Raw genomic sequence first — 26,205 nt, forward strand, 5'->3', positions numbered from 1 at the left:
CCAGCTCCGGAGAAGAAAGTCGAGGCAAATCAACTGATCCTTCGCTGGCACAAAAATTGCTAAATGTTTCCGCGCAATGAACACAGGAATGACGACGTGACCAGCGTCAGCTACACCGTCCCGCCGAACTGGACCGCAGGCTCCGACAAATCAGGCGCGGGCAAGAACAAGAATCCGAACGATCCGAACATGCTGACGACGGGCGTCTATGGCAGCGCGTTCGAGCTGATGCTCGACAGCAAAGCCAATGCCGACGGCACCAGCACGGAGACGCTGACCTACAAGAGCTATTCCGGCAAGACCAACGGCACCTTCTCCGCCACGGCCGAGACAGTTACGGGAGCCGATCTCGGCAGTGCCTATCGGTCGCTGCTTGCCACGCTTCAGGCCAATGGTGAGATGGACGACAAGACCTCCGCGCAGCTCAACGACGCTATGGGTCAGCTCGACACCAAGTCCGAAGGCGGCGCCAAGGATGCCGCCATCTCCGGCGGCGGCATGCTGGTGCAAGCCGGCGGCCCCGTCTATTTCAGCGGCATCTCGGCCTATCAGAACCAGTTCGTGGATTCGCTCGTCAACGAGCTGAGCAGCAGGCTCGACGCGAAGGCGTGAGACGATTAATGATGTGCGGGTGATCCCCGTCGGACGCCCATACCATGAAAACCACGTTGCTGAAATCCGAAGACTACGCCCGTTCGCCCTGGAAGAACGGCGGCGGCATCTTTACCGATATCGCGGATGCGCATCGCCCAGGCAGCCCGGTGAAGGATTGGGACAGCCTGCTGTGGCGCTTCGCATCCACGCCGATCGTGGCGCCCGGGCCGTTCTCCCATATGTCCGGCATCGACCGCTTGCAGATGGTGATCGGCGGGCGCGGGCTGGTGCTCAAAGCCCCGGAGCGGGAGTTCGACGAGCGCGAGCCGTTCACGACCGTGCGCTTCACCGGCGAGATGGAGATCGTCACCGATCTCGAGGCCGGCCCGGTCGAGGTCGTCAATCTGATGGCGCGGCGCGGTGCGGCGGAGATCGAGCTGTTGGCACTCCGGGAGCCCGGTGAGCGGCAACTGCCCGCCGGCACGCATCTCATCCATGCGGTGTCCGGCGATTGCAGCATTCGTCTCGACAGTGTGGGTTTTGCGATTTCGCACGAAAATACGTTGAAGGTCGAACTGACCGGGGCATCGACGCTCGTGCTCGTTTCGGGGCTGGCCGTGCTGGGGTCTATCCGGATCGTCGGTTGAACGGCGATCCTGCCCACCGAGCGATGCGCACAATCCGTGCATCTGGCCAGGTTGACGCCGCAGCGTCGGAGCACGATATCTGGCCTGATGCAGACCGCCGCTGAAGGGCAGGATATGACCGCGCCAGACAAAAACTCCGCCACGCTGTCCGACGGCGTCGTCGACTGGCTGACCAACGGCACGCGCGACCAGCGCTTCATCGACAACATCTTTGCCGAGATGTGCATCCGGCTGCAGCAGGCCGGCATTCCGCTGGCGCGGTCGACGCTTCACGTGCTGATCCAGCACCCGCAATGGCTCGGGGCCCGCTTCATGTGGTCCGACGGCATGCGCGAGGCGGAGATCGCGCGGGTCGACTATGACGTTCGCGAGCGGTCCGAATTTATCGGCAGTCCCGCCAACGAAATGTTCGACGGCGCAACCGAGGTACGCGAGAATCTCGAACGCGACCCCTCGCTCGGCCGCAAGCACGCCCTCTACGACGAGATGCGCGCGAAAGGCCTGACCGAATACGTGGCCTGGCCGCTCTATCACACGCTCGGCAAGCGCCATCTCGTCACCTTCGCGACCGACCGGTCCGGCGGCTTCGACGCCGCGCATATCGCCGCACTCAAGAACATATTGCCGGTGCTGTCGCTGGTCAGCGAAATCCGCATCAAGAACCGCCTGGCGCGGACGCTGCTCGAGACCTATGTCGGCTCCCACGCTGGCGAGCTCATCCTGGCCGGCGCCACCAGGCGCGGCACCGGCACGACGGTACGCGCCGCGATCATGATCTGCGATCTGCGCGAGTTCACGAAAATCTCCGACAACTGGCCGCGCGACGACGTCATCGATCTGCTCAACGACTATTTCGACGCGATGTCGGAGCCGATCGCGCGGCACGGCGGCGAGATCCTGAAATTCATCGGCGACGGCCTGCTCGCCATCTTCCCGCTCAGCGAGCCCAACGCCTGCGCAAACCTGCTGCATGCCGTGACCGAAGCCCGTCGCGCCATGGTCGTCCTGAACGAACGCAACAACGGCACCGGCCGCGCACCGCTGAACTACGGCATCGGCGTCCATGTCGGCGACGTCATGTACGGCAATATCGGATCGAGCACCCGGCTCGACTTCACCGTGATCGGCCCCGCCGTCAACATGGCCTCGCGGCTCGAAGCTTTGACCAAGCAATTGGGAAAGACGGTGCTGCTGTCGCGCGACTTCGCCGATCTGGTCGATCGCCAGTTCGATCTGGAGCGCTTGGGCGAGCACGGGGTGCGCGGCTTCAGTGAGCCGATCGAGCTGTTTGCGTATCACGGCTGAGGCGGGATGCCCGCGGCCACGCAGGTGTCCCCAATCGCGGGAAGCAAGATTTGCTGGTCTCGCCGCACGCGCCAAGCGCGTCCTGTTGCCAACGCAGGATTGTGTGACTACGCTTGGCGCCAGGCCCGCCCAAGCGTTTGATCGATCGGCCGCACGTTCATGCCAAAATTCCTTCGCATCGGACTCCATCAGTCGAACATATCCGGATACACGTCGAAGGCGTGGTGTGTCCGGCGCGTGGGCACGGCAATCTTCCTGAAATGGGGCGCCGTTGAGGTCCAGGGCGCGGGCGACGGCCGGAAGGTCTACTGGACGCGTCTGCCGCAGGAGAAAACAATTCGCTGCGGCAGCGCGCAGCGTGCCCAGGATTATGCAAAGGCCGCGATCGCGCGGCGCCGCAACCATCGCTATGAGCCGCTGGTTGGCGCGATCGTGCTCCGGCGCCGACCCGCGGGGGGCAACACCGAACTCAAGCAAGCCCTCGCCACAATCCTGATCGTCGATATCGTCGGTTCCACCGCAAAAGCGGCAAAGCTCGGCGATATCCGCTGGACCAAGGTGATGGGCCATTATTACGCGTCGGTCCGCAAGGAGCTGAAGAGTTCGCGCGGCAAGGAAGTCGTGACGACGGGCGACGGCGTGCTGGCGACCTTCAAGAAGCCCGCCGCTGGCATCTCTTGCGCGACCGCGATCCAGAAGGCGGTGCGCACGCTCGGCCTCGAGATCAGGGTTGGTCTGCATGCCGGCGAATACACGGTGAGCGGCACTGAGGCGGTCGGCCTCGCCTTCCACATCGGCACGCGCGTCGCCGCCAAAGCGCGCGCCGGCGAGGTGCTGGTCTCGAGCGCGGTCAAGGAGCTACTGGTGTCGCAGCCCGAGATCCGCTTCAGGGATCACGGCGTGCACCAGCTCAAGGGCGTGCCGGAAAGGTGGAGGCTCTATAGGGTGGAAGGGTGAGGAGCTTGCGCGAGGGTCGGCGTCAATCCACTTCAACACGATCGCATTCGACGCACTGATACACACGCTGTCCCGTACTCAGCACGGTCGCGAGGCGCAGTTTCCGCACGGCCTGGAGAAAGGAGACCGGAGAAAACCGCTTGTGCAGGAACGTCGTATGGGCGGGCAGGGGACCGGTGAGGCTGCCGGACATGACGACGATATTGAGTTTCGGCACACGAGCGCCAGCTTCAAATCTCCCGTGCAGATGGCGCCCGCCCGGCGCAGGACCAGCCGCAGCATTTCGAGAGAGCCCGGCCGGGGAGCCCAGGCTATTGGTCAATCGACCTCACCTCGACAGTACAGAGGCCAGCAACTCAACATCACCGCACCCCCGTGCCCTTGCAGCGCTGGCACTTCACCACCTTGTCGCCCTTCTTGAGCAAGCCTTTGCCCTCGCAGTTTTTGCATTTCTGCTTCTTCTTGATGTTCGGGCCTTTTTCACTCGTCATGAAATTCTCCTGCCGCCAGAGGGCGGTGTTGTGCGGTCGTTCAGCGGACAGCTGAGCGGGCTCGGATAAGCCCTACACTGATGCCGGCTTCGGCACCACCAGCACGGGTACGCTTCCGTCCACCAGGACCTCGGATGTCTGGCTGCCCCAGTCGGCCCAAAAACAGCTTCCTGAGGCCGCGACGCCCATGGGAGGCCATGACGATCAGGTCGCAGCCCCTGGACTTTGCGGTTTCAATGATCGCAGTCGCCGGGTGCGCATTCGGAACATGCAAGAATTCTGCAGGCGTGCCGATCTGCTCCGACATCGCGCGGGCTTCGTCGAGCACCTTGCCCGCACGGGCCTTGCAGGCGGCGTCAAAGCTATCGATCTCGTCCCGGCTCGGAATCCATCCCGAGTCGTGCCCGCCGCCATAGTCGACCGGCAGCGCTTCCGTCACGGTGATGATTGTCAGCCTGGCGTTCAAGGCCTTCGCCAGGGTGATGCCATGCTCAACGCCCTTTCTCGCGACGTCCGATCCATCCGTGCTCAAGAGAATGTTGGCGTACATTTGGTGGCTCCCTTACTCCTCGAACAAAGTGATGCCTGGCCAATATGGTTCGGTACGCGCCGTGGGTCCACGCGCGTTTTCTTTGGCTTGCGCCGGCGATGCCGGGGTGGCTGCCGCCGCATGAATTGCTATTGAAACCTTACAGGCTCAACTTCGCTAGCGCCGCCATCATGCGCTTTGCATCGTCCAGGCGCGTCAATTCGCCGGCCGCCGTCGCCCCGAGCACTTTTCGCGCCAGGCAGCATCAATAAACGCCCCAGCGTCTGGCAAGGGGTTTTACTGGCTGGATTGCCCTCGCGTCGCCGGTATATTCATCTTCATCTATCCATGGAGGTCGAGATGCATCGCGTCGTTCCGATGCTGGCGTTACTCACCACCGCTATATCCCTTGCTTTCTTGGAGCCGGTCCGGGCTGCCGAGGCAGATCGATACTGCCTGCGAGGTCGCAATTGGGGCTTTCCGGGCAATTGTCAGTTCGCCACCCGCTCGCAATGCCTGGCTGCCGCTTCTGGCACGAACGCATATTGCGGCATCAATCCGCGCTATGCCACTTCGCGGCGACGCTAATAACCGCTCGGAGCTAAGCCATTCGGCGCTACCGCATGGCAGAAGCGGTCAATCAAGGAAAACCCCCGATGCGAAAACTTGCACTGTTCGTCATCCTGCTCTCGTTCGCAGGAATGGTTCCTTCCAGCGAATCATTTGCTCAGAGTGCGCTTCGAGGTGCCGTCATTGGTGGTGCTGTCGGTGGTCGCCGCGGTGCTGCCATAGGAGCTACGGCCGGAGCCATCGCTGGCGCCCACCGGCGACATCAACATTGGCATCGATACTATTGGAGGAACGGCAGCTGCTGGCATCGCTCGACCAGCGGAAGGTCGCACCGTGTGTCGCATCGGTACTGCCGTTGAGCCAGCGCGGAGTGGGTCGCGCGACTGGCGTGCGGCAAAGATCGAGAACGGCAACTCAATAGGGGATCGCAATGTTCTTCGCTCAGGAAGGATTCACATATCGAAATTTTCTGATGGATATGATTGCCGTATTCGCATTTGTCGTCTGGTTCTGGCTGCTCATCGTCATCTATGGCGACCTGTTCAGGCGCCACGACATTTCCGGATGGGGCAAGGCACTGTGGGTGCTCGCGCTGGTTCTAACCTCTTATCTGGGCATCTTTGCCTATCTCATCACCCAAGGCAGGGGGATGGCGGAACGCAGCGCCGAGCAGGCTCAGCGGGCGCGCGAGGAATTACGGCACGTCGTCGGCTTTAGTGTCGCCGACGAGCTTTCCAAGCTCGATCAGCTCAAACAATCGGGATCCATAACCGATATCGAGTACGGGCGCCTTCGCACCAAGCTGGTCTCTTAACCGTCGATGCGCGACGCATGCGAAGCGGTGAGGGAAGCACGGAGGCCTATGATGCTCGCAAAGCCTTTTGGCACCGTTGGAGCTTTTATAGCTGGCTTTGCGATTGCGTGGACTGAAAGCGCGCATGCGGAAATATCCATAACAACCGCCACCATATCGCAGGGCGAGCTGGTCATCGTCGGAAGAGTAAGACGACCCCGCGAGCCCAGCGTGGAGATCAGGATCGATCCAAGCAAAACCGTGAAAGTCGAGAGCACTTCGACCGGAGGGTTTCGGTGGATTGGACCGGAGTTTCCGTCCACTTGTATCGTAAAGATCACGTCCGGACCGGATACGAGGGACGTGGTGATACAGAACTGCGGCCTCCCCGGACCGGCGGGTCCCCCAGGGCCGGCCGGACCTGCAGGCCCGATCGGACCGCCCGGGCCCAAAGGGAATTAGAAGGCAGATTTTTGTCTTCCAGGTTTGCAGGTTGCCCACCGGATCGCTCTCGCATCGCGAATCAGATGTCCCCGTCCTTGGCCGTGTTGAATTCGCGCAAGCTGTTGAGCGGCACCACGCAGCGGTGCTGCGGACCCAGCCAGCGCGTTCAGTGCTTGCTGTTCACGTTGCGGATGTTGGTCGTGCCGCCGTCGGGCCGCATCCGGAGCAATTGCTTGCGATAGCGCGGTTGAACAGATGGGCACGCATTTGTGGCGGTAACCGAGGCGGTCGATTGCTAAGGGCCGCGGATTTCTAGCTAAATGTTTGAAAGCGCTGGTGGGCCCGGCAGGACTCGAACCTGCAACCAGACCGTTATGAGCAATAACGGACGTGGTTGTTGATTTTGCTGGGCGTTCGTTTGAGATCAATCGCATTCGGCGCGCTTTGTCGAGGTCGTTTCTGGTGCGAAACGGGTGCGGTACCTCATCACGAAGGCAGCCGTTCCAGTAGCTCCTTCGTCGTCAGGATCGCATGGGCAAACATTGGGGCGTTAGTTTCGGCAGCCTTCATGCCTTCGGCGCTGAATGCGGCTGTCGCATCTTTCACAAGCGTGACGTGATACCCGAGCTCCATGCCGAAGCGGCCGGTCGACTCGATGCAACTATTCGCAATTAGGCCCACGAGGATGATCTTTTGGATTCCATGCTGCTTCAACTGGAGGTCGAGATCCGTATTTGCGAAGCCGCTTTGCGCCCAATGTTCCTTGACAACTACATCTCCTTCCTGGGGGCCAAATTCGGGATTGAACTCTCCGCCCCACGTCCCGGCTTCGAACGCCTTGGTTGGCAAGCCTGCCTTCTGGAACATGTTGATGTGCTCCCAGCCGTTGAAATCGTGCGGATGTGAGCGATGATGCGGCACAATGAAAACCTGGATCTTGGCTGAACGCACTTTAGGCAACAACCTGCGGAGATTTCCGAACATTCCTGACGCGTCGGCAGTTTCCTTGATGGCATTGAAGAGCTTTCCGCCTTCGCTCATGAAGTCGTTATACGGATCGACGACGAGAAGCGCAGTGCGGTCGGCGGCGTAGGTGTGGGTTGTCATATTGTCCTCGTTCTTTCATCATGATTGTTGGTGCGACAGGCTTGCTAGGTGCCCGATTTGGGAGAGAACGGTCCGACGGGCGGCGGATTCATGAAGGCAACGCAGACCAGGGCAAGAATAGCAAACCAGGTCGTGAGCCAGAATGCGTCGATATAGGCCAAGGTGTTGGCCTCCCGCTGCATGGCGGCTGCGAGCGTGCTTGTTGCGCGCGTTGCGGTGGCAGACGCGCGCCGTGTGAGACGAAGGGGGCTGCCATTTGCGACAGCGTGTAAACGAGGTCCGCGTCTCCGCGGGCAACATTCAAGCCAAGCAGATTGGACGAGACTTGTTCGCGTATCCTCAGCCAGGTCGCCATCAAGGAAACGCCAAATTCGGCACCACAGAGGCGCATCACTTGAATATATGCGGCGAAGGCTGTGGAGCGGTCAGGGTTCGAGTTGGCCAGGGCGAACATGACGGCGGTAAACAGGGCAAAGCACTGCCCAACGGATTGCAGCAACGCCATCGGAATGAAGTCGGCAAGCGACCACTCGTGCGTCAATTGCGTGCCAAGGAGGCCAGCCGCCGCAAACGCAGCAAGCCCGACGATCAAGGTGATCCGCAGGTCGTGTGTCTTGACCAGGTAGACCGACAGGGGCACGAGCACCAGCATTGGCAGCGTCGCGTAGATCAGGAACAGCGGACCTGACTGATCCAGCCGTAGTTGCGTTATGTTTGTGAGGAAGCCGGGCGCCAGGGAGGAATTAGAAAGGCTCGTCAGCGTGAACAGCAGCACTGTTAGCAAGGCGAGCCCGATGTTGCGGGACAAGAGGACGTTGGCGTACGCCCACGGCTTCTCGACGAGCGCTTCGTTGACGAAGAATCCGACAGTCAATACGCCACCGCTCACCAGCAGTGAAACGACCGTACCCGAATTGAGCCAATCGAGACGGTTTCCCTGATCGAGACCGGCGAATATCATGGCCGTTCCGCAACCTAGCAGAAGCATTCCGCCCCAATCCGCATCTTTTACGAATTCCTCGTTGACGGGCTCGTGTGGGGTGCCCCAATAAGTGAGCAGCGCCATCAAAGGAGCTATCAGCGCGCCTTGCCAATAGATCCATTCCCAGCCGGCGTGCTCCAGATAAAAACCGACTAGCGCAACGCCCGAATTCATTGAGAACCCGACGCGGATACAATAGATCGCCAGCGCCGGCACCCACCATTGGATCGGGAGCGCACGGATGATTACCAGGAGCGTCGCTGGAACGAAGATGCCGAGAAGAAATCCGTGAACAATATTCAACGCCAGAAGCGCGTGAAAGTCGCGGACCAAGGGGATAAGGAGTGACACGACGGCGTAAATCAAGCTCGGAATTCCGAGAACCCGGCGCACGCCGAAGGCTGTCGCCAACCAAGCTACGGCGGGAGCGATCAGGATTTGTGGCGCGGTACCAGCCGTGTTGAACCAGGCGCTTTCGTCGAAGCTCATGGCCATGGCGCCACGGATATCGGGGAGCGCCAGCGAGAACAGCCGGGTGTCGAAGCTTGCGAGAAACGCCCCGAGCATGACAGCCGCAACCGCAACGAGAGGTCTCTGCGAGACTTTTCCGACGGAAATCGGGCCGCTTTCGATGACATTAGTTCGTGACATCTATTCACCGATCCCTTCGATATGGATTCGGGTCGTGGCCGACATGCCAGGCAGCAACCGTGCGAGGAGAGGCTGACCCGCGTCCAGTTCGATCCGCACCGGGATTCTTTGCACTACCTTCGTGAAGTTGCCCGTCGCGTTGTCTGGTGGAAGCAGCGCGAACTGTGATCCGCTTGCCGGCGCGATGCGCTCGACCCGGCCATGCAGGGTCTGGTCTCCGAAGGTGTCCACGATAATGTCGACGTTCTGACCGGCTCGGACCCGCCTGAGCTGGGTCTCCTTGTAATTCGCCATGACGTAGACGTTAGGCAGCGGAACCACGTTGATCAGGCTGCTGCCGATCGTGACGTAATCCCCCGGCTGCACCTGTCGTTCACTGACGACGCCGTCGAAGGGAGCCACGATGGTCGTGTAGCCGAACCGAAGCTTGGCTGCTTCCAGGGCCGCTTGAACTCCGAGCAGGTCGCCCGCGCGCTGCTGCCTGGTTCCTGCCAGCACTTCCAGTTGATGACGCTGGGCGGAGACGAGGGCCGTGCTTGCATTGACGTCGGCTTGGGCCTTGGCATAGGCGGCGATCGCCTGCTCAAGCTTCTGTCGAGTCCCCGAAGATGTCTGCGAGAGGGTCTGCTGACGCTCTTCCTCCTGCTGAGCCGCGAGCTCGAGCGCCTGCAGCGACGCGCGCTGGGCCCCCGCCTGGGCGATGGTCGCATTCTGAAGCTCGACCTGATTGCCGAGATTATCGAGGGCGGCTCTTGCGCTCACGACGGCTGCCTCGGCCTGGGAGACCTGAGCGTCGTAGTCGGCGGGATCAATTCGAATCAAAAGATCGCCAGCCTTCACACGCTGGAAATCGACGACGTCGACCGATTTGACTGCTCCGGCTACCCGGCTACTCAAGCGCGTCATCTCCGCTCTCACATAGGCGTCGTTCGTGGTTTGAAGCGACAGGCTCGCCATCCAGGAATCCCATCGAAGAGTTGCCAGCGCAACAAATCCAGTCGCGACGGCAATCGCTGCCAACGGAATAACCAGACGGCGCCACGTGTGAAGGGCTGGAATTCCTGAACGACCAATGGTGTTTGTCCGGGTCATTTCGTCCACTTGGCTGGACGGCGGCGGAGCGTCGGCGAAAAAGCCACGCTTCGCCGCCGAGTGACCTTCTAGGCGAGCTCGATGGCCGCGAGGAAGCTGTCGATCGTCGTAACTTCGTGCCCGAAGGTTGGATACGAAAGCTTAAGAGCGGCGTTGTGAGCCTCTTCGGTGAACTCCGCGACCGCATCGGTCAGAAACGTCACGTGAAAGCCTTCCTCCAGGGCGTGGCGACCGGCGCTTTCGACGCAGGTGTGGGACGTCAGGCCCGCAAGCACGACCTTCTCGATTTTTGCCTCCCGTAGCTTGGCCAGCATGTCTGTATTGACGAAGCTGTCGAAACTTCGGTGTCTGCTGACGATCGTGTCGCCGTCACGGGGCGCGAAGGCTTCGTAGAAATCCCCGCCCCACTGGCCCTTCCAGAAGACCTTGTTTTCCATCGCCCACTGCCAGTTCGGATGCACGTGACGGACGTCGTCGAAGCTGTGCTCGTGAAGGCCATGCGGCACGTAGAAGATCTTGACGCCCGCAGCGCGCGCTCCCTTGATGAGGCGCGCGAGATGCGCCTTGAGGTCCGTCTTCCTGAGCATCGGGCCGATACGGCCGGCCAGCTTGCCCTTGTCGTCGAGGAAGTCGTTGAGCAGGTCGACCAGCAGGAGGGCCGTGTCCTTGGTTGAGTAGTTCTCTTTCATGGCAGCTTCTTTCCGATGTTGTGACCGGGGGAGCATTAATCCCGGCACCGGTCACTGAGCGGGATGGGTCGATAGAGTTTAATTTCGATACGTGACGTATTATATTACGAACGTCATTGCAATAGATTCGATACGATACGTAGTGATTTATTTTCGGGCGTTCCTGGGAGCCGGGGCGATGTTGCTCTGGTTCCGTCGGTCAAGAGCAGTGGCGGGGTGCGGCTACGGGGCAACGGACCATGCCGGGCGGCGGTCGACGTTGGGCTCGGGTCAATTCCGAGGACATTTAGTCGGGGGAAAGTCAGTCGCGGCGTGGGCCTGTCTTTCCCTGCGCAGGCAAGGTGTGATAACGATACGGGTCGTATCATAAATGACGAGCCTGGACATGGTAAGAAATGGACCGCCTTCCGAGACAGCTTCACCTGGGCGCCCGCGCAGCGAAGCCTCGAGGCTGGCGGTTCTGGAAGCGACAATTTCGCTCTTGAATTCCACGACTGTTCGCGAGCTCACCATTGAAGCTATCGCGCACAAGGCGGGTGTCGGTAAGACAACGATCTACCGATGGTGGCCCAGCAAGACGGCAGTTGCCATTGAGGCCTTCATTGACGTCATGCTTCCAAATACGCCGGTCCCGCACACCAAGAGTGCCGGCGAAGACATCAGCAACCATCTTTCACTTCTGGTGCGACGATATAATGGAAAGCTTGGGCGGATCGTTGCCGAACTGCTCGCGGAAGGACAATCGGAGCCCGAAATGCTCGCAGATTTTCGCCAGCGCTTTTTTGCCGGGCGCCGCGTCGCGATACGCGAAGTCATCGAGCGTGGAATCAAAAGTGGTGAGTTCGACAGCAAGCTTGATGTCGAGATCGCACTGGATACTCTCTATGGCGCGATCTACTTCCGCCTGATTCTAGGTCATTTGCCGCTGGACCAGGAGTTTGGCAAGGCGTTAGCACGGTTCGCGATGAATATCTTGAAGGCCAAGTCGAAGTCCGGACGGTGAAGTACGCGTTCCTCCAATCTTCGCCGATCTAACATTTTTGTACGCCACGCTTTCTAATTTTGCGATCCGGGGCAAACAAACCTTTGTCATTTCGCCCATCACATATTGTGTTCCTGGCTAATAAGTGCGGTCAGCGGCACCTCTTCGGATAACTGGTGCGGCGTCCCCACACCGAGGAGGAAGAGAATCGATAACCGATTGACTTCATTGGTGGGCCCGGCAGGACTCGAACCTGCAACCAGACCGTTATGAGCGGCCGGCTCTAACCATTGAGCTACAGGCCCCGCCGCGAGACGGCCGCGAGAAAGCGTGGCCGGCAACGGTGCGCGGTTCGTTTACAGGGATGGAGCCGGGGGTGCAATGCTGGCTCTGGCGGATGGAAACGTCGGCGCAGCATCGCTGGTAAATTTTTGAATACCCGAAACTTGCGACGATGCACTTATGCTCCTGTTTTGCCCGACAAGTCAAATTGCCATGCCTAGGGCTCGATTTTTTCGCTGCCGTAACCCCTTGTGATCACTTGATCTTTCTACTGTGCATGGGGTTGTTTTCGCGAGTTTTGTTTTCAGGGGGGCCCGCGGCTCCCCCTGACGTCTTTGCCGGCGGGCTACAGCCTCTTGTCCGCGGGACGGCGCTAATCCACCGAAACCCCGGCGAACTCCACCACCTTGCGCCACTTCTCGGTCTCGTCGGTGACCAGCTTGCCGAACTCGGCCGGCGTCATCGGCTTGGGGATGCCGCCGGTCTCGGCGAGACGGGCGATCAGCTTCGGGTCCTTCAGCGCTTCGCCGACGGCCTTGTTGAGGATATCGATCACGTCCGGCGGCGTGCCCTTCGGCGCGGAGATGCCGTAGAAGCCGACCGCTTCGAAGCCCGGCACGGTCTCGGCGATCGCGGGCACATCGGGCACGCTCGGCCAGCGCTGCGGCGAGGTCACGCCAAGTGCGCGGACATTGCCGCCCTTGGCCTGCTCCAGCGCGGACGGAAGATTGTCGAAGATCAGCTGCACCTTGTTTGAGATGATGTCGGGGAAGGCGATCGCAGATCCGCGATAGGGCACGTGCACCATGTCGCACTTGGTCATCACCTTGAACAGCTCGGCCGACATGTGCACCGAGGTGCCGTTGCCGGAGGAGGCGAAGGAGATTTTTCCGGGATTGGCCTTGCAGTAGTCGATGAACTCCTGAACCGTCTTCGCGGGGAACGCGTTGGAGACGACCAGCATGTTGGTGAGCTGCATGATGCTCGCGACCGGCACGGTGTCGCGCAGGAAGTCGAACGGCAGCTTCTTGTACAGCGAGGTCGAGATCGCGTTGTTGGGCGCGACGAACAGCAGCGTATAGCCGTCCGCCGGCGAGCTGATCGCGGCCGCGGCGGCGATGTTGCCGCCCGAGCCGGTGCGGTTCTCGACGATGAACTGCTGGCCGAGACGGTCCGACAGCCATTGCGCCATGATTCGCGCGACGATATCGACCGGGCCGCCGGCGGAGAAGCCGATGATCCAGTGCACGGGACGATCGGGATATCCGGCTGCGGAGGCGGGAGGTGCGGCGCTAAAAAGCGTTGAAATTAAAACCAGCCCGAAAATACTGTTACGCAAAATTCGCAACATGAAGTCTCCCATTGTTCTATTGTCGTTGGGCTGCATGCTTTCACAAAATCGGGGCGCTGCCTACATCGTCGCAAGTCGATGTTGACGCGGGCCCGCCGGGACCGACCATGAGATTCGCAATCACCATTGTTCTCGGCGCGGCGCTGCTTTCAAGCCCCGCCGCTGCTCAAACCGGAGGCAAGCCCATTTCGACCACGACAATCAGCTCTACGATTAGCCTGGGCACCGCGACGCCCGGCGGCGGCTTTCCCCTCTATGGCAACGCTTTCGCGCAAGCGATGAATGCGGCCGATCCGCAAGCCATTATCGTCCCGCGCAACACCAAGGGCAGCAACGAGAACATTCCGCTCTTGGAGAAAGGCGAGCTCGATCTCGCTTTGGTCGCGGGCGAGCCGGCCTATGAAGCCTTTGCCGGCATCGGCCGCGGGCCGGTCCGGCTGAAGATTCTCTCTGCGATCTATTCCAACCCCGGCATGTTCGTGGTGCGCGCGGACAGTCCCTACAAGACGATTCGCGATCTCGTCGGTCAGCCCGTCGCGTTCGGCGCAAAAGGCTCGGGCCTGCCGATCCTGGCGCGCTACGTGCTGGATGGGCTCGGCCTGAAGCAGGACGCGGATTTCAAGGCTGTTTATCTCGACCGCGCCGGCGACGGTCCCGCGATGGTCGAGGATGGACGTGTCGCAGCACTCTGGGGCGCCGGCATCGGCTGGCCCGGCTTTGCGGCCGTGGCCTCGAGCGCGTCAGGCGCGCGCTTCATCGCGCCCAGTGCCGAAGAGATCGCGCGCATCCGCGCCAAACATGCGTTCCTGAAGCCGCTGACCGTGCCGGCGGGCAGCTATCCAAAACAATCCGAGCCGATCGCCTCGCTCGGCTCCTGGAGTTTTGTCCTGACGCGCGAAGACCTGCCGGACGATGTCGCCTACCGGCTGGCGAAGACGCTGCACGGCGTCGAGGCAAATTTCTGCAAGCAGCTCGCGCAAGCCTGCGAGACCACGGCCGCGAACACGGTCGCGGCCGCGCCGAAGCCGGAGCTGATCCATCCGGGCGTGATGAAGTATTTTCGCGAGATCGGAGTGGTGAAATAGGGCGCGCAGTACACCCACAGCCGTCATGCCCGGGCTTGTCCCGGGCATCCACGTTCTTGGTGCCGTCTGAAAGATCGTGGATGGCCGGGACAAGCCCGGGCATGATGACCTCTCTCACTACACCGTCACTTCTTCACCATCGCACACGCCGGGTCCGGCGGACCGAACGCCTTGTCGCCGGAGATCGTCGCGAGGATCTTGTAATAGTCCCACGGATATTTGCTCTCCTCCGGCGTCTTCACCTGCACCAGCCAGAGGTCGTGCACCATCAGATTGTCCTCGCGCAGTTTGCCGTTGCGGGCGAAGAAATCCTCGATCGGCTTTTCCCGCATCTTCGCGGCGACCTTGAGCGGATCGTCGGTGCCGGTTTCCTTGATGGCGTTGAGATAGTGCATCACGCTCGAATAGACGCCGGCCTGCCACATCGACGGCATCTTGTTCATCTTGGCGAAGTAGCGCTTCGACCATTCGCGGGTCTTGTCGTCCATGTCCCAATAGAACGACGTCGTCAGTAACAGCCCCTGGGCAGCCTGCAAGCCCAGGCCGTGGATGTCGGTGATCAGCGCCAGCAATGCCGCCATCTGCTGGCCGCCCTTGAACACGCCGAACTCCGAGCCGGTCTTGATCTCGTTCATGTTGTTGGGCGGACCGGCGGCGATGCCGATGATCTTGGCCTTGGAGGCCTGCGCCTGCAGCACGAACGAGGAGAGGTCGGGCGTTGCCAGCGGCGGCTTCACCGAGCCCAGCACCTTGCCGCCGTTGGCGGTCACGACCGCCGAGGCGTCGCGCTCCAGCGAATGGCCGAAGGCGTAGTCGTCGGTGATGAAGAACCAGCTGTCGCCGCCGCGCTTGACCACGGCGTCCGCGGTGCCGACCGCAAGCGCGCGGGTGTCGAACACCCACTGGATCGCATAGGGCGAGCAGAACTTGCCGTGGAAATCCGCAGTGCCGGTGGAGTGGGTGATGAACAGCCGCTTCTTCTCGTTGGCCATGTTCTGCACCGCGAGCCCGACCGCGGAGACCGGCACGTCGACGATCAGATCGACCTGGTCGACGTCGTACCAGCGCCGCGCGATGGCGCCGCCGATGTCGGCCTTGAGCTGGTGGTCGCCGACGACGATGCTGATCGGCTTGCCGAGCACGGTGCCGCCGAAATCGTCGATCGCCATCTGCGCCGCCGTCACCGAACCCTGGCCGGTCGGTGCCGAGGCCGGGCCGTTCATGTCGGTGAGCACGCCGATCTTGACGATGTCGTCGGAAACCTGCGCCATTGCGGCGCCCGGCAGCAGCGTTGCCGCCAGGAACGTCGCTGCAAAGCCGGCAGCGACCGGCAGTCCAAATCTCGTTGGCTTCACGCGTGTCCTCCCCTGATCCGGCGCGTTGGCCGGTGTTGCTTCCCGGGTATGGCCCGGCTGAATTGGTTTCTTTTGCAACTATTTGGGGGCGGGCGTCAACGTCAGGCCGCGAAGCGGATTTGTCCGGCCGGCGAGGGATCGTAGCCGGTCAGCTCCTCGGCGCGCTGCCGCAACCGTTTTTCGCTGAGGAACCGGATCAAGGCCTACATGGTGGGGCGGAAATAGCTGCGCTGCCGCATCGCCATTCTGGCACCGAGCGCGAGCACGTCGGAGAGGCCGCGCAGCCGTTTCGGATTGCCCGGCGGCAGCACGAGACCCTGCTCGCGGCGCACGAACGCGACCAGCAATGCATCACGTAGGTCCGGAGCGTCACGCAGCACTGGCGGCAGCGGCAAGATTGCCGTCGGCATCGAGGCTGTGGAAGTGCACTGCCACGGCCGTCACCTCGTCGCGCTGCAGGCGCTCCAGCCCGCGTGCGCGCAGCGATTGGGCGCCGGAACGAGCAAACGCGTCACGAGTGCGGCGCAATCCATCATCATCATGCTCGCGTCATAGCCAATTGGAACCCGATCATGGCCGTCCGCCGCCTGTCCGTTGCACTCGCGCTTCTCTGCGGCCTCGCCGCGGGCGTTGCGGCCTCATCCGCGGAGGACCGCGCGATCGTGCTGGCCACGACCACGGCGACGCAGGAGTCCGGCCTGCTCGATTATCTGCTGCCGATCTTCCGCGAAAAGACCGGCATCGACGTGACGGTGATCGCGCGGCGCGCCGACGAGGTGCTCGACGGGGCGCGGAGGGGCGAAGTCGACGTCGTGCTGATGCACGCACGGCCGCAGGAGGAGAAATTCGTCGCGGACGGTTTTGCCGTGAAGCGCTTTGACGTGATGTACAACGACTATGTGCTGATCGGGCCGAAGAGCGATCCCGCCGGCGTGAAAGGCAAGGACATCGCAACCGCGCTGAAAGCGATCGAGGCCAAGGGTGCGCCGTTCGTGACGCGCGGCGACCGCTCGGGCACGCATGCCGCAGAGCTCGCGCTCTGGATCGTCGCCGGTATCGACATCGCGAGCGTCAAGGGCGCTTGGTATCGCGAGTTCAAGCAGGGCATGACCTCCGCCCTCGACGCAGCGCGCACGGCGAACGCCTATGTACTGTCCGACCGCGGCAGCTGGATCGCATTTCGGGAGCGCGGCGATCTCGACGTCCTCGTCGAAGGCGACAAGCGGCTGCTCAACCAATACGGCGCGATGCTGGTGAACCCCGCGAAGTTTCCGAACGTGAATAAGGAGCTCGGGCAAGACTTCATCGACTGGCTGACCTCGCCGGAGGGGCAGGCGGCGATCGCCGGATACAAGGTCGACGGACAACAGCTGTTCTTCCCCAATGCGGACAAGTCAGGCGGCTGACGTTCGTATCGCCAACGGTTGCCAAACCTGGCGATGCATGGTCCATCATGGCGCATGACCCAGCGCCTGCCGCCATCGCTGACGCCGCTCGACACCGCGCTCGCTGCGTTGCTGAAGGGGCTTGATCCGCTCGCGCCGGTGGAGTTGCCACTGACTGAAGCGGCCGGCTGTATCGCGGCGGGCACGCCGCTGCTTGCGGCCCATCCGCCTCGCGACGTCGCTGCCGCGGACGGCTGGGCATTATGCGCCAATGATCTGGTCGGCGCGTCCTCCTATTCACCGCTGCCTCTCGCAACGGCGCCCGCCTGGGTCGATGCGGGGGACGCGATGCCGGCGGGATGCGACTGTGTGCTCGATGCCGACGCAGTCGAACTGTCCGGTCCGCTCGCCCAGGTGCTGGCGGAGGGCGTGCCGGGGCAGGGCATCAGGCGCGCCGGAGGTGACATCGACGGAGGCACGCCTGCCGCGGCAGAGGGGTATCCGGTCGGTCCTGCCGCTCTGCTGCTCGCGCGCGCCGCCGGACTGGACCGACTGAGCGTGCGCCGCCCGCGGCTGCGCATTGTCAATGTACCAGGCGCAACGGGGACCATGCATCTGATTGCGGACATCGCACGCGCCGCAGGGCTGGATGTGCAAACTCACGAGGCCGGTGCGCGAGATGTGGCATCGATCGCGGGGGCGTTCGGCGCTCCCACCTGCGATCTCCTGCTGACGGTCGGCGGCAGCGGCGTCGGTCGCAAGGATGCAGCTGTCACGGCGCTGGCCCAGCGTGGTGATGTGATCGCGCATGGTCTTGCGCTCCAGCCCGGACGCACCGCGGCGGCCGGGCGGCTCGGACAGGTTCCCGTCGTCGCCTTGCCCGGCTCGGCCGATCAGGCGCTTGCGGTCTGGCTCGCGCTCGTGCTGCCGCTCGTAGACCGGCTGTCGGCGCGGCTGCCGCGCCGACGGATAACCTTGCCGCTCGCGCGAAAAATCGCATCCAGCGTCGGCATCGCCGAAATTGGCCTGCTGGCCGAGGAACATCATGCGTGGGTGCCGCTTGCGGTAGGCGAATGGCCGCTCCAGGCAATTGCCCGTGCCGATGCATGGCTGCTTGTTCCCGCCAGCCACGAGGGATTTGCAGCGGGCGCGCCGGTCGATGCCTATCTGATGCGGGAATGATACGGTCTTTGGCATGACGATGATCCCGCAATCGCAAGTCCGCAGCGCCCTCGAACAGGAGCAGTTCCTCAAAATCCTGTCCCGCGAGGAGGCGCTGGCACGCTTCGAGGCCGCGCTGTTCCCGCGCGCGATCCCAAGCGAAAGCCGCAAGCTTGCCGATGCGCTCGGTGCGGCACTCGCCGAAGACATCACCGCGCCGATCGACGTGCCGCCGTTCGACCGTTCCAATGTCGACGGCTTTGCGGTGCGCTCGGCGGACCTTGCAGCGGCCGGCGAAGGCGCACCGGTTCGCCTCGGGTTGAATGGTGAGATCATCCACTGCGGTACCGCACCGGCGCTGCAAGTGGCGGCGGGAACCGCAACGCCGATTGCCACCGGCGGTCCGCTGCCGCGCGGTGCCGATGCCGTCGTCATGGTCGAGCACACCCAGCCGGCCGGCCTTGATGCGATCGACGTCCGTCGTGCGGTGTCCCCCGGGCAATTCGTATCCTATGCGGGATCCGACATCGCGCGCGGCGAGGCGCTGCTGCGCGCCGGCACGATCATCGGCTCGCGCGAGATCGGCATGCTGGCAGCCTGCGGCATTGCAGACGTGACTGTCGCGCGCAAACCGCGGGTTGCTGTGATCTCCACCGGCGACGAGCTGGTCCAGCCCGGCGAGGTGCTCGCGCCCGCCGCGATTTACGATACCAACGGCGCGATCGTCACCGCTGCGATCGACGAGAACGGCGGCGATGCGGTTTTCCTCGGCGCGATTCCGGACGACGAAGCCAGACTCGAAGCCGCCATGCGCCGCGCGCTTGCGGATGCCGACATGCTGGTGCTCTCCGGCGGCACGTCGAAAGGCGCGGGCGATCTCTCTCATCGCATCATCGGCCGGCTCGGCCAGCCCGGCATCGTCGCGCATGGTATTGCGCTCAAGCCCGGCAAACCGTTGTGCCTTGCGGTCTGCGACGGCAAGCCGGTGGTGATCCTGCCGGGTTTTCCGACCTCGGCGATGTTCACCTTCCACGACATGATCGTGCCGGTGCTGCGCAAGATGGCCGGGCTGCCACCACGCTCCGATGCCAAGGTGAACGCGACTGTGCCGGTGCGCATTGCTTCCGAGCTCGGCCGCACCGAATTCGTCATGGTGTCGCTGGTCGAAGGCAAGGACGGCTTGATTGCCTATCCCTCGGGCAAGGGCTCCGGTGCGATCACGTCGTTCGCGCAGGCCGACGGTTTTCTGCGCATCGACGCGCTTGCCGAGCAGATGCCGGCCAAGACCGAGGCCGAGGTGACGCTGTTTACGCCGCATGTGCGGGTGCCCGATCTCGTCATCGTCGGCAGCCATTGCACCGGCCTCGATCTCGTCACCGCGCAACTCGCGCACGCCGGCCTGACCGTGCGCTCGATCGCGGTCGGCAGTCTCGGCGGGCTTGCAGCGGCGCGGCGCGGCGAATGCGATCTGGCGCCGATCCATCTGTTCGACGACAAGAGCGAGACCTATAATACGCCTTACCTCGTCGAAGGACTCGAGCTCGTGCCGGGATGGCGGCGGATGCAGGGCATCGTGTTTCGCCAGGGCGACAAGCGTTTCGAAGGCCTGGACGCGAAGCAGGCCGTCGCCGCCGCGCTCTCCGATCCCGTCTGCATCATGGTCAATCGCAACCAGGGCGCCGGCACGCGCATCCTGATCGACCGGCTGCTCGGTGGTGCGCGCCCGGAAGGGTATTGGAACCAGCCGCGCTCGCATAATGCGGTGGCCGCGGCCGTCGCACAGCACCGCGCCGACTGGGGCATGACCATTGCGCCGGTCGCCCATGCGGTCGGCCTCGGTTTCATTCCGCTCGCGGAAGAGCATTATGATTTGGCGCTGGTGACAGTGCGCAAGCAGCGGCCGGCGGTGCAGGCCTTTCTCGCCGCACTCGGTTCGGACGAGGCGCGCGCCGCGCTGGAGCGGGCCGGTTTCCGGCCAGCGTAGAGCTGGATTAAGACGCCGCATCCAGCGCGGCCAGCCGCTCGGCTTCCGCGATATCCTCGAACGTATTGGCGTTGAAGAACGGATCGAGCGGCTCGGTCGACCACGTCACCGTCGCGAGCGGGTAGCGCGCGGTCCAGCGGTCGATCTTGCGGAGGTCTTCGACCACCAGCGCGTGACGCAGTTCGTCGCGCAAGCCAACGCGCCACAATCCGATCACCGGATGCGACTGGTCGCCTGACGCCGCAACGGCGAGCTCGGCATTCGCCGCGATGCGCTCTTCATGCAAGCGCGCGACCAGATCGCGCGGCAGGAAGGGGCAGTCGCCGGCGGCGCTGAGCACCCACTCCACCTCAGGCCGGTTCGCTGCGGTCCAGTCGAGCGCGGCAAGGATGCCGGCGAGCGGGCCGGGAAAGCCGGGGACATCGTCGGCGACGACCTGCAATCCGAATGAATCAAAGCGGGCGGGATCGCCGTTGGCATTCAGGATCAGTCCGCTGCATTGGGGCGCAAGGCGTGCGATCGCCCGCTCCAGGATGGTGCGCCCGCCGATGGTCCGCATCGGCTTGTCGCCGCCGCCCATGCGCCGCGCCAGGCCGCCGGCGAGCAGCACGCCTTGCGTCGTCGGAAAGCTAGTCTCCACCACCTTCACCCTTGCGCTTGTGCTTGGCCGATTCCTCCTCGATGTAAGCGAGGTTCTGGTCGTAGACGATGCGCTCTTCGCCCGCGAGTGCGATGAAGCGTTTTCCGCGCGCGCGTCCGACCAGCGTCAGCCCGACCTGGCGTGCGAGATCGACGCCCCAGGCCGTGAAGCCGGAGCGCGACACCAGGATCGGAATTCCCATGCGCACCGTCTTGATCACCATCTCCGAGGTGAGCCGTCCCGTGGTGTAGAGGATCTTGTCGGATGCATCGACACCGTGGCGGTACATCCAGCCCGCGATCTTGTCGACGGCGTTGTGACGGCCGACGTCCTCGGTGTAGCAGAGCGGTTCGCCCTCCCTGCACAGCACGCAGCCATGGATCGCACCGGCTTCCAGATAAAGCGAGGGCATCGTGTTGATGGTCTGGGTCATCTGGTAGAGCCAGGAGGTGCGCAACTCGGCCTTCGGCAGCGCAACGCTCTCGACCGCTTCGAGAAGGTCGCCGAAGGCGGTGCCCTGCGCGCAGCCCGAAGTCTGCGTGCGCTTCTTCAGCTTGGCTTCGAAATTGGTGTGGTGTTCGGTGCGGACCACGACCACCTGGAGGTCGTCGTCGTATTCGACCTCGGTGACCTCGTCATTATATTTCAGCATGTTCTGGTTGAGCAAATAGCCCAGCGCCAGATATTCCGGGTAGTCGCCGATCGTCATCATGGTGACGATTTCCTGCGAATTCAGGTAGAGCGTCAGCGGCCGCTCCATCGGCACCTTGATCTCGATCCTGGCGCCGGACTGGTCGGTCCCGGTCACGGTCTGGGTCAGGCGCGGGTCGTCCGGGTTCGGCGCGATAAGGGGCACCGGGGCTTTGTCGATCTTCATCATGGCCGTGACGTTAGCATGACATTCGGGTCAAGCCGATATAAGCATGGCGGTGGAAAGCGAAAATGTCTCTCTTCTCGTCATTGCGGGCGCAGATACGGCTGGCGGAGATCACGTTGTGATGAAAGTCATCGGCCTTGCAGGCTGGAGCGGTGCGGGCAAGACCACGCTGTTGACGCGGCTGATCCCGCATTTCAACGCGCAGGGCTTGCGCGTCTCGGTCATCAAGCATGCGCATCACCAGTTCGACGTCGACGTGCCCGGCAAGGACTCCTGGCGCCATCGCGAGGCCGGCGCGGCCGAGGTGCTGGTGGCTTCGTCAAATCGCTGGGTCCTGATGCATGAGTTGCGCGGCGCGGCGGAGCCGCGACTGCCGGAACTGTTGAGCAAGCTGTCCGCGGTCGATCTCGTCGTGGTCGAAGGCTTCAAGCGCGAGCCGCATCGCAAGATCGAGGTGCATCGCGCCGCCAACGACAAGCCGTTGCTGTTTCCCGATGATCCCGGAATTTTCGGGATCGCGGCCGATGTCGCCATTGAAACGCGACTGCCCACCGTCCATCTCGATGATATCGAGGCTGCTGCGGCGCTGCTGCTCCGCGCGGCGATGCCGGTCGAGGAAGCGGTCGCGAAAAGCGCTGCGATGCGTTGACGAGGCACCATGGCGCAATTGTCCGACGATTGTTTTGCCTTCGGTGGACCGATGATGTCGGTCGGCGAGGCCGTTGGCCTGATCACGACGCGCGTCAGCGCGATTGCCGATCTCGAAACCGTGGCGCTGGTCGATGCGGACGGGCGTGTGCTGGCGCGCGACATCGCGGCGCCTCTGCCGCTGCCGCCGTTCACCAACTCTGCCGTCGATGGCTACGCCGTGCGCAACGCAGATGTTCCGGACAGCGCGGAACGGGCGCTCCCGCTCGACGGCCGCATCCAGGCCGGCGGCCTTGCGCAGGCGCAGATCAAGGCCGGCCACACCGCGCGCATCTTTACGGGCGCGCCGATGCCGCCGGATGCCGAAACCGTCTTCATGCAGGAAGATGTCCGCATCGATGATTCCGGCCAGATTGTGCTGCCGCCGGGACTGAAGCCGGGTGCCAATGTCCGGCCTGCGGGCGAGGACATTCCCGAAGGGCACATCGCGCTGCGCGCAGGCCAGCGGTTGCTGCCGCAGCATGTCGCGCTCGCCGCGGCGTTCGGCCTTGTCAGGCTCGACGTCGTCAGGCGCATCCGCGTCGCGGTGTTTTCGACCGGCGACGAACTGGCTTCGCCCGGCGAGCCGCGCGCGACCTCGCAGCTCTTCGACTCCAATCGCTTCATGCTGATGGCGATGCTGCGCCGGCTCGGCTGCGAGGTCAGCGATCTCGGCATATTGCGCGACGAGCGCAACGCGCTCGCAAATGGCTTGAAGCAGGTGGCAAGCAGCCACGACCTGATCCTCACCACCGGCGGCGTCTCGACCGGGGAGGAGGATCACGTCAAGGCGGCGGTCGAAAGCATCGGCTCGCTGGTGTTGTGGCGGATGGCGATCAAGCCGGGACGGCCGGTGGCGATGGGCATCATCGAGGGCACGCCGCTGATCGGATTGCCGGGCAATCCCGTCGCGAGTTTCGTGACTTTCGTGCATGTGGTGCGGCCGACGGTGCTGGCGCTCGCGGGCAGCCTGGCCGAGCCGCTGTTGCCGATCCCGGTGCGCGCGGCATTCACCTACAAGAAAAAGATCGGGCGGCGCGAATATGTTCGGGCGTCCTTGCGGCGCGGACAGGACGGCGCACTCGAGGCTATCAAGTTCCCGCGCGAAGGCGCCGGCCTGTTGTCGTCGCTGGTCGAGACCGACGGTCTCATTGAACTGGGCGAAGACATCACCCAGGTCGAGCCGGGGCAGGGTGTAGGTTTCCTATCCTATGCCGATCTGCTCTGAGGCTTGGCGTTGTCTTGGCGTTGTCTTGGCATTGTCTTGGCGTTGACGCCATCAACCCAGCCCTCCATGTTGCGCCCATGACCAGAACGACGCTCGATCTCACCGGGTTGAAATGCCCGCTCCCCGCCCTGAAGACGCGCAGGGCGTTGAAACCCTTGCAGGCGGGCGATCAGCTCGAGGTGTACTGCACGGATCCATTGTCGGTGATTGACATCCCGAACCTGATCCGCGAGACCGGCGGCACGGTGGAGATCACGGAGCGCAACGACGCGCGCATCGTGTTTTTGATAGAGAAGACCGATAGGCCGATAGAAAAAATTAATGGTGCGCCGCCCACTTAGCCAACGGTCACGCAGTTGATACCTACCTTTTGTCTATCGACATCGCTCATCACTTCTGCCCCAATTGACTTCCTCCGCCGAGACGCGGAGGTCGAGTCTTGCCCGCGATACGCGGAGCAACGGGACATCGCATGAAGCCTGAACGCGGCGTCGGGCATAGATCTCGGGGTTGAGGGGTTAACGTTTGGATGTGCGTGACAATCCTGGCGCGCATCGTGTGATTGTGCGGAGCAGCAGGGACAGGCTGCACCGCAATGGGCTGAGGAACAGGATCTAGCGGCGGGCCGCTCAGAAGGGCGTCCGCAGGGGAGGAACGCATGACGACAATCGAGAGCGCTGGAACGATTTCAGGCGCCGGCGCGGGTTTTCTTGATCGCGAGCGCACGATCGCCAAGGCCGGCTTCAATCGCTGGCTGGTACCGCCGGCCGCGCTGTGCATTCATCTCTGCATCGGCATGGCCTACGGCTTCTCGGTGTTCTGGCTGCCGCTGTCGCGCGCGATCGGCATCACGGCGCCGAAAGCCTGTCCGGACATGTCGCTGTGGCAGGAGCTCTTCACCACCAGTTGCGACTGGAAGGTCGCAAGCCTTGGCTGGATGTTCACCCTGTTCTTCGTCGTGCTCGGCGTTTCCGCTGCTGTCTGGGGCGGCTGGCTCGAACGGGCTGGTCCGCGCAAGGCCGGTTTCGTCGCGGCGATCTGCTGGTGCGGTGGCCTGTTCCTCGGTGCGATCGGAATCTACACCCACCAGCTCTGGCTGATGTGGCTGGGGTCCGGCGTGATCGGCGGCATCGGCCTTGGCCTCGGCTACATCTCGCCTGTGTCCACGCTGATCAAATGGTTTCCCGATCGCCGCGGCATGGCGACCGGCATGGCGATCATGGGTTTCGGCGGCGGCGCCATGATCGGCGCACCGTTTGCCAACATCCTGATCAACTACTTCAAGACACCGACCGATGTCGGCGTGTGGAAGTCCTTCCTCGTGATGGGCATCGTCTATTTCGTCTTCATGACAATCGGCGCTTTCGCCTACCGCGTGACGCCGGCCGGCTGGAAGCCTGACGGCTGGACGCCGCCGAGCGAGAAGAAGACAATGATCTCCGAGCATCACGTCCATCTCGACAACGCGCACAAGACGCCGCAGTTCTGGCTGATCTGGTGGGTGCTGTGCCTGAACGTGTCGGCCGGCATCGGCGTGATCGGCATGGCCTCTCCGATGCTGCAGGAGATCTTCGCCGGCAAGCTGATCGGCCATCCGGAGCTCGCCTTTGGTCAGCTCTCGGTCGAGCAGAAGACTGTCATCGCCGGGATCGCGGCGGGCTTCGCGGGCCTGCTGTCACTGTTCAACATCGGCGGCCGCTTCGTCTGGGCGTCGTTGTCTGACTATATCGGCCGCAAGAATACGTATTACACGTTCTTTATCCTCGGCATCGTGCTCTACGCACTGGCGCCGACGTTTGCGGCGATGGGCTCGAAGATGCTCTTCGTGCTCGGCTTCGGCGTCATCCTGTCGATGTATGGCGGCGGCTTCTCCACGGTGCCGGCCTATCTGGCCGATATGTTCGGCACTCAGTTCGTCGGCGCGATCCACGGCCGGCTGCTGACGGCGTGGTCCACCGCGGGCATCATCGGCCCCGTTGTCGTGAACTACATCCGCGAGTTCCAGCTCGCAGCGGGCGTGCCGCGTGACCAGCTCTACAACACGACCATGTACATTCTCTGTGCGATGCTGATCGCCGGCATCATCTGCAACTACCTGATCAAGCCGGTCGACTCGAAATGGTACATGAGCGAAGCCGAAGTCGCGAAGCTGCAGGCGGCGGGCGCCGGCGCCAATACGGTTCAGACGGGCTCGTTCGGGATCGGAACCGGCGGCCTCGATATCAAGGCTGCGCTGTTCTGGCTGTTCGTCGGCGTCCCGCTGGCGTGGGGCGTGTACAAGACGCTCGAGAGCGCGGTTAAGATCCTGTAATCGCAAACCCACATCGTCGCGGGATG

Annotated in this window: 25 protein-coding genes, 1 tRNA gene and 4 pseudogenes; 15 read left to right on the forward strand and 15 right to left on the reverse strand. The window is 62.9% G+C overall.

Annotation, left to right across the window (positions count from 1 at the left end; all coding sequences use genetic code 11):
• Positions 1-96 precede the first annotated feature (96 nt).
• From ACVWW3_RS38775 to ACVWW3_RS38790, 4 genes are all read left to right on the forward strand, one after another.
• A complete protein-coding gene (locus ACVWW3_RS38775) occupies positions 97-612 on the forward strand; it encodes a hypothetical protein (protein WP_456651210.1) in 516 nt (171 codons plus the stop codon).
• A 44-nt stretch (positions 613-656) separates the two neighbouring features.
• Positions 657-1,241: a HutD/Ves family protein gene (locus ACVWW3_RS38780; protein ID WP_456651209.1), complete on the forward strand. Its 585-nt coding sequence runs from the start codon at positions 657-659 to the stop codon at positions 1,239-1,241.
• Between the two features lie 114 nt (positions 1,242-1,355).
• Positions 1,356-2,546, forward strand: coding sequence for an adenylate/guanylate cyclase domain-containing protein (locus tag ACVWW3_RS38785; protein ID WP_456651208.1), 1,191 nt, complete (start codon positions 1,356-1,358; stop codon positions 2,544-2,546).
• A gap of 159 nt (positions 2,547-2,705) precedes the next feature.
• On the forward strand, positions 2,706-3,503 hold the full coding sequence (locus tag ACVWW3_RS38790; protein ID WP_456651207.1) for an adenylate/guanylate cyclase domain-containing protein: 798 nt from the start codon (positions 2,706-2,708) through the stop codon (positions 3,501-3,503).
• 22 nt (positions 3,504-3,525) lie between these two features.
• Here the strand turns inward: ACVWW3_RS38790 and ACVWW3_RS38795 are convergent, their stop codons facing one another.
• The 3 genes and pseudogenes from ACVWW3_RS38795 to ACVWW3_RS38805 form a co-directional block, all read right to left on the reverse strand.
• Positions 3,526-3,720 (reverse strand): hypothetical protein, encoded by a 195-nt coding sequence (locus tag ACVWW3_RS38795; RefSeq protein WP_456672378.1) that lies wholly within the window; start codon positions 3,718-3,720, stop codon positions 3,526-3,528.
• A 145-nt stretch (positions 3,721-3,865) separates the two neighbouring features.
• The gene (locus ACVWW3_RS38800) at positions 3,866-3,994 is read right to left on the reverse strand and encodes a hypothetical protein (RefSeq protein ID WP_007600646.1); all 129 of its coding nucleotides are present in this window, start codon (positions 3,992-3,994) and stop codon (positions 3,866-3,868) included.
• A 72-nt stretch (positions 3,995-4,066) separates the two neighbouring features.
• Positions 4,067-4,544: pseudogene (locus ACVWW3_RS38805) on the reverse strand (universal stress protein).
• 357 nt (positions 4,545-4,901) lie between these two features.
• Here ACVWW3_RS38805 and ACVWW3_RS38810 point away from each other — a divergent pair.
• On the forward strand, positions 4,902-5,111 hold the full coding sequence (locus tag ACVWW3_RS38810; protein ID WP_456652086.1) for a DUF3551 domain-containing protein: 210 nt from the start codon (positions 4,902-4,904) through the stop codon (positions 5,109-5,111).
• Between the two features lie 131 nt (positions 5,112-5,242).
• Here the strand turns inward: ACVWW3_RS38810 and ACVWW3_RS38815 are convergent, their stop codons facing one another.
• The gene (locus ACVWW3_RS38815; protein ID WP_256467604.1) at positions 5,243-5,368 is read right to left on the reverse strand and encodes a hypothetical protein; all 126 of its coding nucleotides are present in this window, start codon (positions 5,366-5,368) and stop codon (positions 5,243-5,245) included.
• A 155-nt stretch (positions 5,369-5,523) separates the two neighbouring features.
• On the opposite strand from ACVWW3_RS38815, the gene ACVWW3_RS38820 reads away from it, so the two are divergent.
• Entirely contained in the window at positions 5,524-5,907 is a 384-nt protein-coding gene (locus ACVWW3_RS38820; RefSeq protein ID WP_247441105.1) for a PLDc N-terminal domain-containing protein, read from the forward strand.
• Positions 5,908-6,412: 505 nt separating this feature from the next.
• Here the strand turns inward: ACVWW3_RS38820 and ACVWW3_RS38825 are convergent.
• From ACVWW3_RS38825 to ACVWW3_RS38845, 5 genes and pseudogenes are all read right to left on the reverse strand, one after another.
• Positions 6,413-6,565: pseudogene (locus tag ACVWW3_RS38825) on the reverse strand (SOS response-associated peptidase); the annotation flags it as partial.
• A 251-nt stretch (positions 6,566-6,816) separates the two neighbouring features.
• Positions 6,817-7,437, reverse strand: coding sequence for a cysteine hydrolase (locus tag ACVWW3_RS38830; RefSeq protein ID WP_354068809.1), 621 nt, complete (start codon positions 7,435-7,437; stop codon positions 6,817-6,819).
• Between the two features lie 44 nt (positions 7,438-7,481).
• A pseudogene (locus tag ACVWW3_RS38835) lies at positions 7,482-9,070 on the reverse strand (MFS transporter).
• Positions 9,071-10,162 carry an HlyD family secretion protein gene (locus ACVWW3_RS38840; RefSeq protein ID WP_354047464.1) on the reverse strand — a complete coding sequence of 364 codons (1,092 nt, stop codon included), beginning with the start codon at positions 10,160-10,162 and terminating at the stop codon, positions 9,071-9,073.
• A gap of 68 nt (positions 10,163-10,230) precedes the next feature.
• Positions 10,231-10,851, reverse strand: coding sequence for an isochorismatase family cysteine hydrolase (locus ACVWW3_RS38845; RefSeq protein ID WP_354047462.1), 621 nt, complete (start codon positions 10,849-10,851; stop codon positions 10,231-10,233).
• Positions 10,852-11,221: 370 nt separating this feature from the next.
• Between ACVWW3_RS38845 and ACVWW3_RS38850 the strand changes: the two genes are divergently transcribed.
• Positions 11,222-11,854 (forward strand): TetR/AcrR family transcriptional regulator, encoded by a 633-nt coding sequence (locus tag ACVWW3_RS38850; protein ID WP_354047461.1) that lies wholly within the window; start codon positions 11,222-11,224, stop codon positions 11,852-11,854.
• A gap of 208 nt (positions 11,855-12,062) precedes the next feature.
• Here the strand turns inward: ACVWW3_RS38850 and ACVWW3_RS38855 are convergent.
• Both ACVWW3_RS38855 and ACVWW3_RS38860 read right to left on the reverse strand, forming a co-directional pair.
• Positions 12,063-12,138 (reverse strand) — tRNA-Ile (locus tag ACVWW3_RS38855).
• A gap of 350 nt (positions 12,139-12,488) precedes the next feature.
• Complete coding sequence (locus ACVWW3_RS38860; protein WP_456651205.1) at positions 12,489-13,466, reverse strand: Bug family tripartite tricarboxylate transporter substrate binding protein; 978 nt, start codon at positions 13,464-13,466, stop codon at positions 12,489-12,491.
• Positions 13,467-13,573: 107 nt separating this feature from the next.
• Between ACVWW3_RS38860 and ACVWW3_RS38865 the strand changes: the two genes are divergently transcribed.
• Positions 13,574-14,551 (forward strand): TAXI family TRAP transporter solute-binding subunit, encoded by a 978-nt coding sequence (locus ACVWW3_RS38865; protein ID WP_456672379.1) that lies wholly within the window; start codon positions 13,574-13,576, stop codon positions 14,549-14,551.
• 125 nt (positions 14,552-14,676) lie between these two features.
• Here the strand turns inward: ACVWW3_RS38865 and ACVWW3_RS38870 are convergent, their stop codons facing one another.
• Entirely contained in the window at positions 14,677-15,906 is a 1,230-nt protein-coding gene (locus ACVWW3_RS38870) for an ABC transporter substrate-binding protein (RefSeq protein WP_354106906.1), read from the reverse strand.
• A 101-nt stretch (positions 15,907-16,007) separates the two neighbouring features.
• Positions 16,008-16,383, reverse strand: a pseudogene (locus ACVWW3_RS38875) (substrate-binding domain-containing protein); the annotation flags it as partial.
• A gap of 95 nt (positions 16,384-16,478) precedes the next feature.
• On the opposite strand from ACVWW3_RS38875, the gene ACVWW3_RS38880 reads away from it, so the two are divergent.
• From ACVWW3_RS38880 to ACVWW3_RS38890, 3 genes are read left to right on the forward strand one after another with little or no spacing between them, the layout of a single operon-like run.
• Positions 16,479-17,312: a substrate-binding domain-containing protein gene (locus ACVWW3_RS38880; RefSeq protein WP_247347360.1), complete on the forward strand. Its 834-nt coding sequence runs from the start codon at positions 16,479-16,481 to the stop codon at positions 17,310-17,312.
• A 54-nt stretch (positions 17,313-17,366) separates the two neighbouring features.
• On the forward strand, positions 17,367-18,473 hold the full coding sequence (locus ACVWW3_RS38885; protein WP_456651204.1) for a molybdopterin-binding protein: 1,107 nt from the start codon (positions 17,367-17,369) through the stop codon (positions 18,471-18,473).
• 13 nt (positions 18,474-18,486) lie between these two features.
• A complete protein-coding gene (locus ACVWW3_RS38890; RefSeq protein ID WP_456651203.1) occupies positions 18,487-20,436 on the forward strand; it encodes a molybdopterin biosynthesis protein in 1,950 nt (649 codons plus the stop codon).
• A gap of 7 nt (positions 20,437-20,443) precedes the next feature.
• Here the strand turns inward: ACVWW3_RS38890 and mobA are convergent, their stop codons facing one another.
• A complete protein-coding gene (gene mobA, locus ACVWW3_RS38895) occupies positions 20,444-21,079 on the reverse strand; it encodes a molybdenum cofactor guanylyltransferase MobA (protein WP_456651202.1) in 636 nt (211 codons plus the stop codon).
• Complete coding sequence (gene fdhD, locus ACVWW3_RS38900; protein ID WP_456651201.1) at positions 21,066-21,956, reverse strand: formate dehydrogenase accessory sulfurtransferase FdhD; 891 nt, start codon at positions 21,954-21,956, stop codon at positions 21,066-21,068. Before fdhD ends, mobA begins: the two co-directional genes overlap by 14 nt.
• A gap of 118 nt (positions 21,957-22,074) precedes the next feature.
• Between fdhD and mobB the strand changes: the two genes are divergently transcribed.
• The 4 genes from mobB to ACVWW3_RS38920 all read left to right on the forward strand — a co-directional run bounded on the left by mobB (position 22,075) and on the right by ACVWW3_RS38920 (position 26,179).
• A complete protein-coding gene (gene mobB / locus ACVWW3_RS38905) occupies positions 22,075-22,602 on the forward strand; it encodes a molybdopterin-guanine dinucleotide biosynthesis protein B (RefSeq protein WP_247347475.1) in 528 nt (175 codons plus the stop codon).
• 9 nt (positions 22,603-22,611) lie between these two features.
• A complete protein-coding gene (locus ACVWW3_RS38910; RefSeq protein ID WP_456651200.1) occupies positions 22,612-23,868 on the forward strand; it encodes a molybdopterin molybdotransferase MoeA in 1,257 nt (418 codons plus the stop codon).
• 77 nt (positions 23,869-23,945) lie between these two features.
• Positions 23,946-24,209: a sulfurtransferase TusA family protein gene (locus ACVWW3_RS38915; RefSeq protein ID WP_456651199.1), complete on the forward strand. Its 264-nt coding sequence runs from the start codon at positions 23,946-23,948 to the stop codon at positions 24,207-24,209.
• A gap of 317 nt (positions 24,210-24,526) precedes the next feature.
• Positions 24,527-26,179 carry an OFA family MFS transporter gene (locus tag ACVWW3_RS38920; RefSeq protein WP_456651198.1) on the forward strand — a complete coding sequence of 551 codons (1,653 nt, stop codon included), beginning with the start codon at positions 24,527-24,529 and terminating at the stop codon, positions 26,177-26,179.
• Positions 26,180-26,205: the final 26 nt, after the last annotated feature.

This window comes from Bradyrhizobium sp. LM2.9 (genome assembly GCF_054056555.1).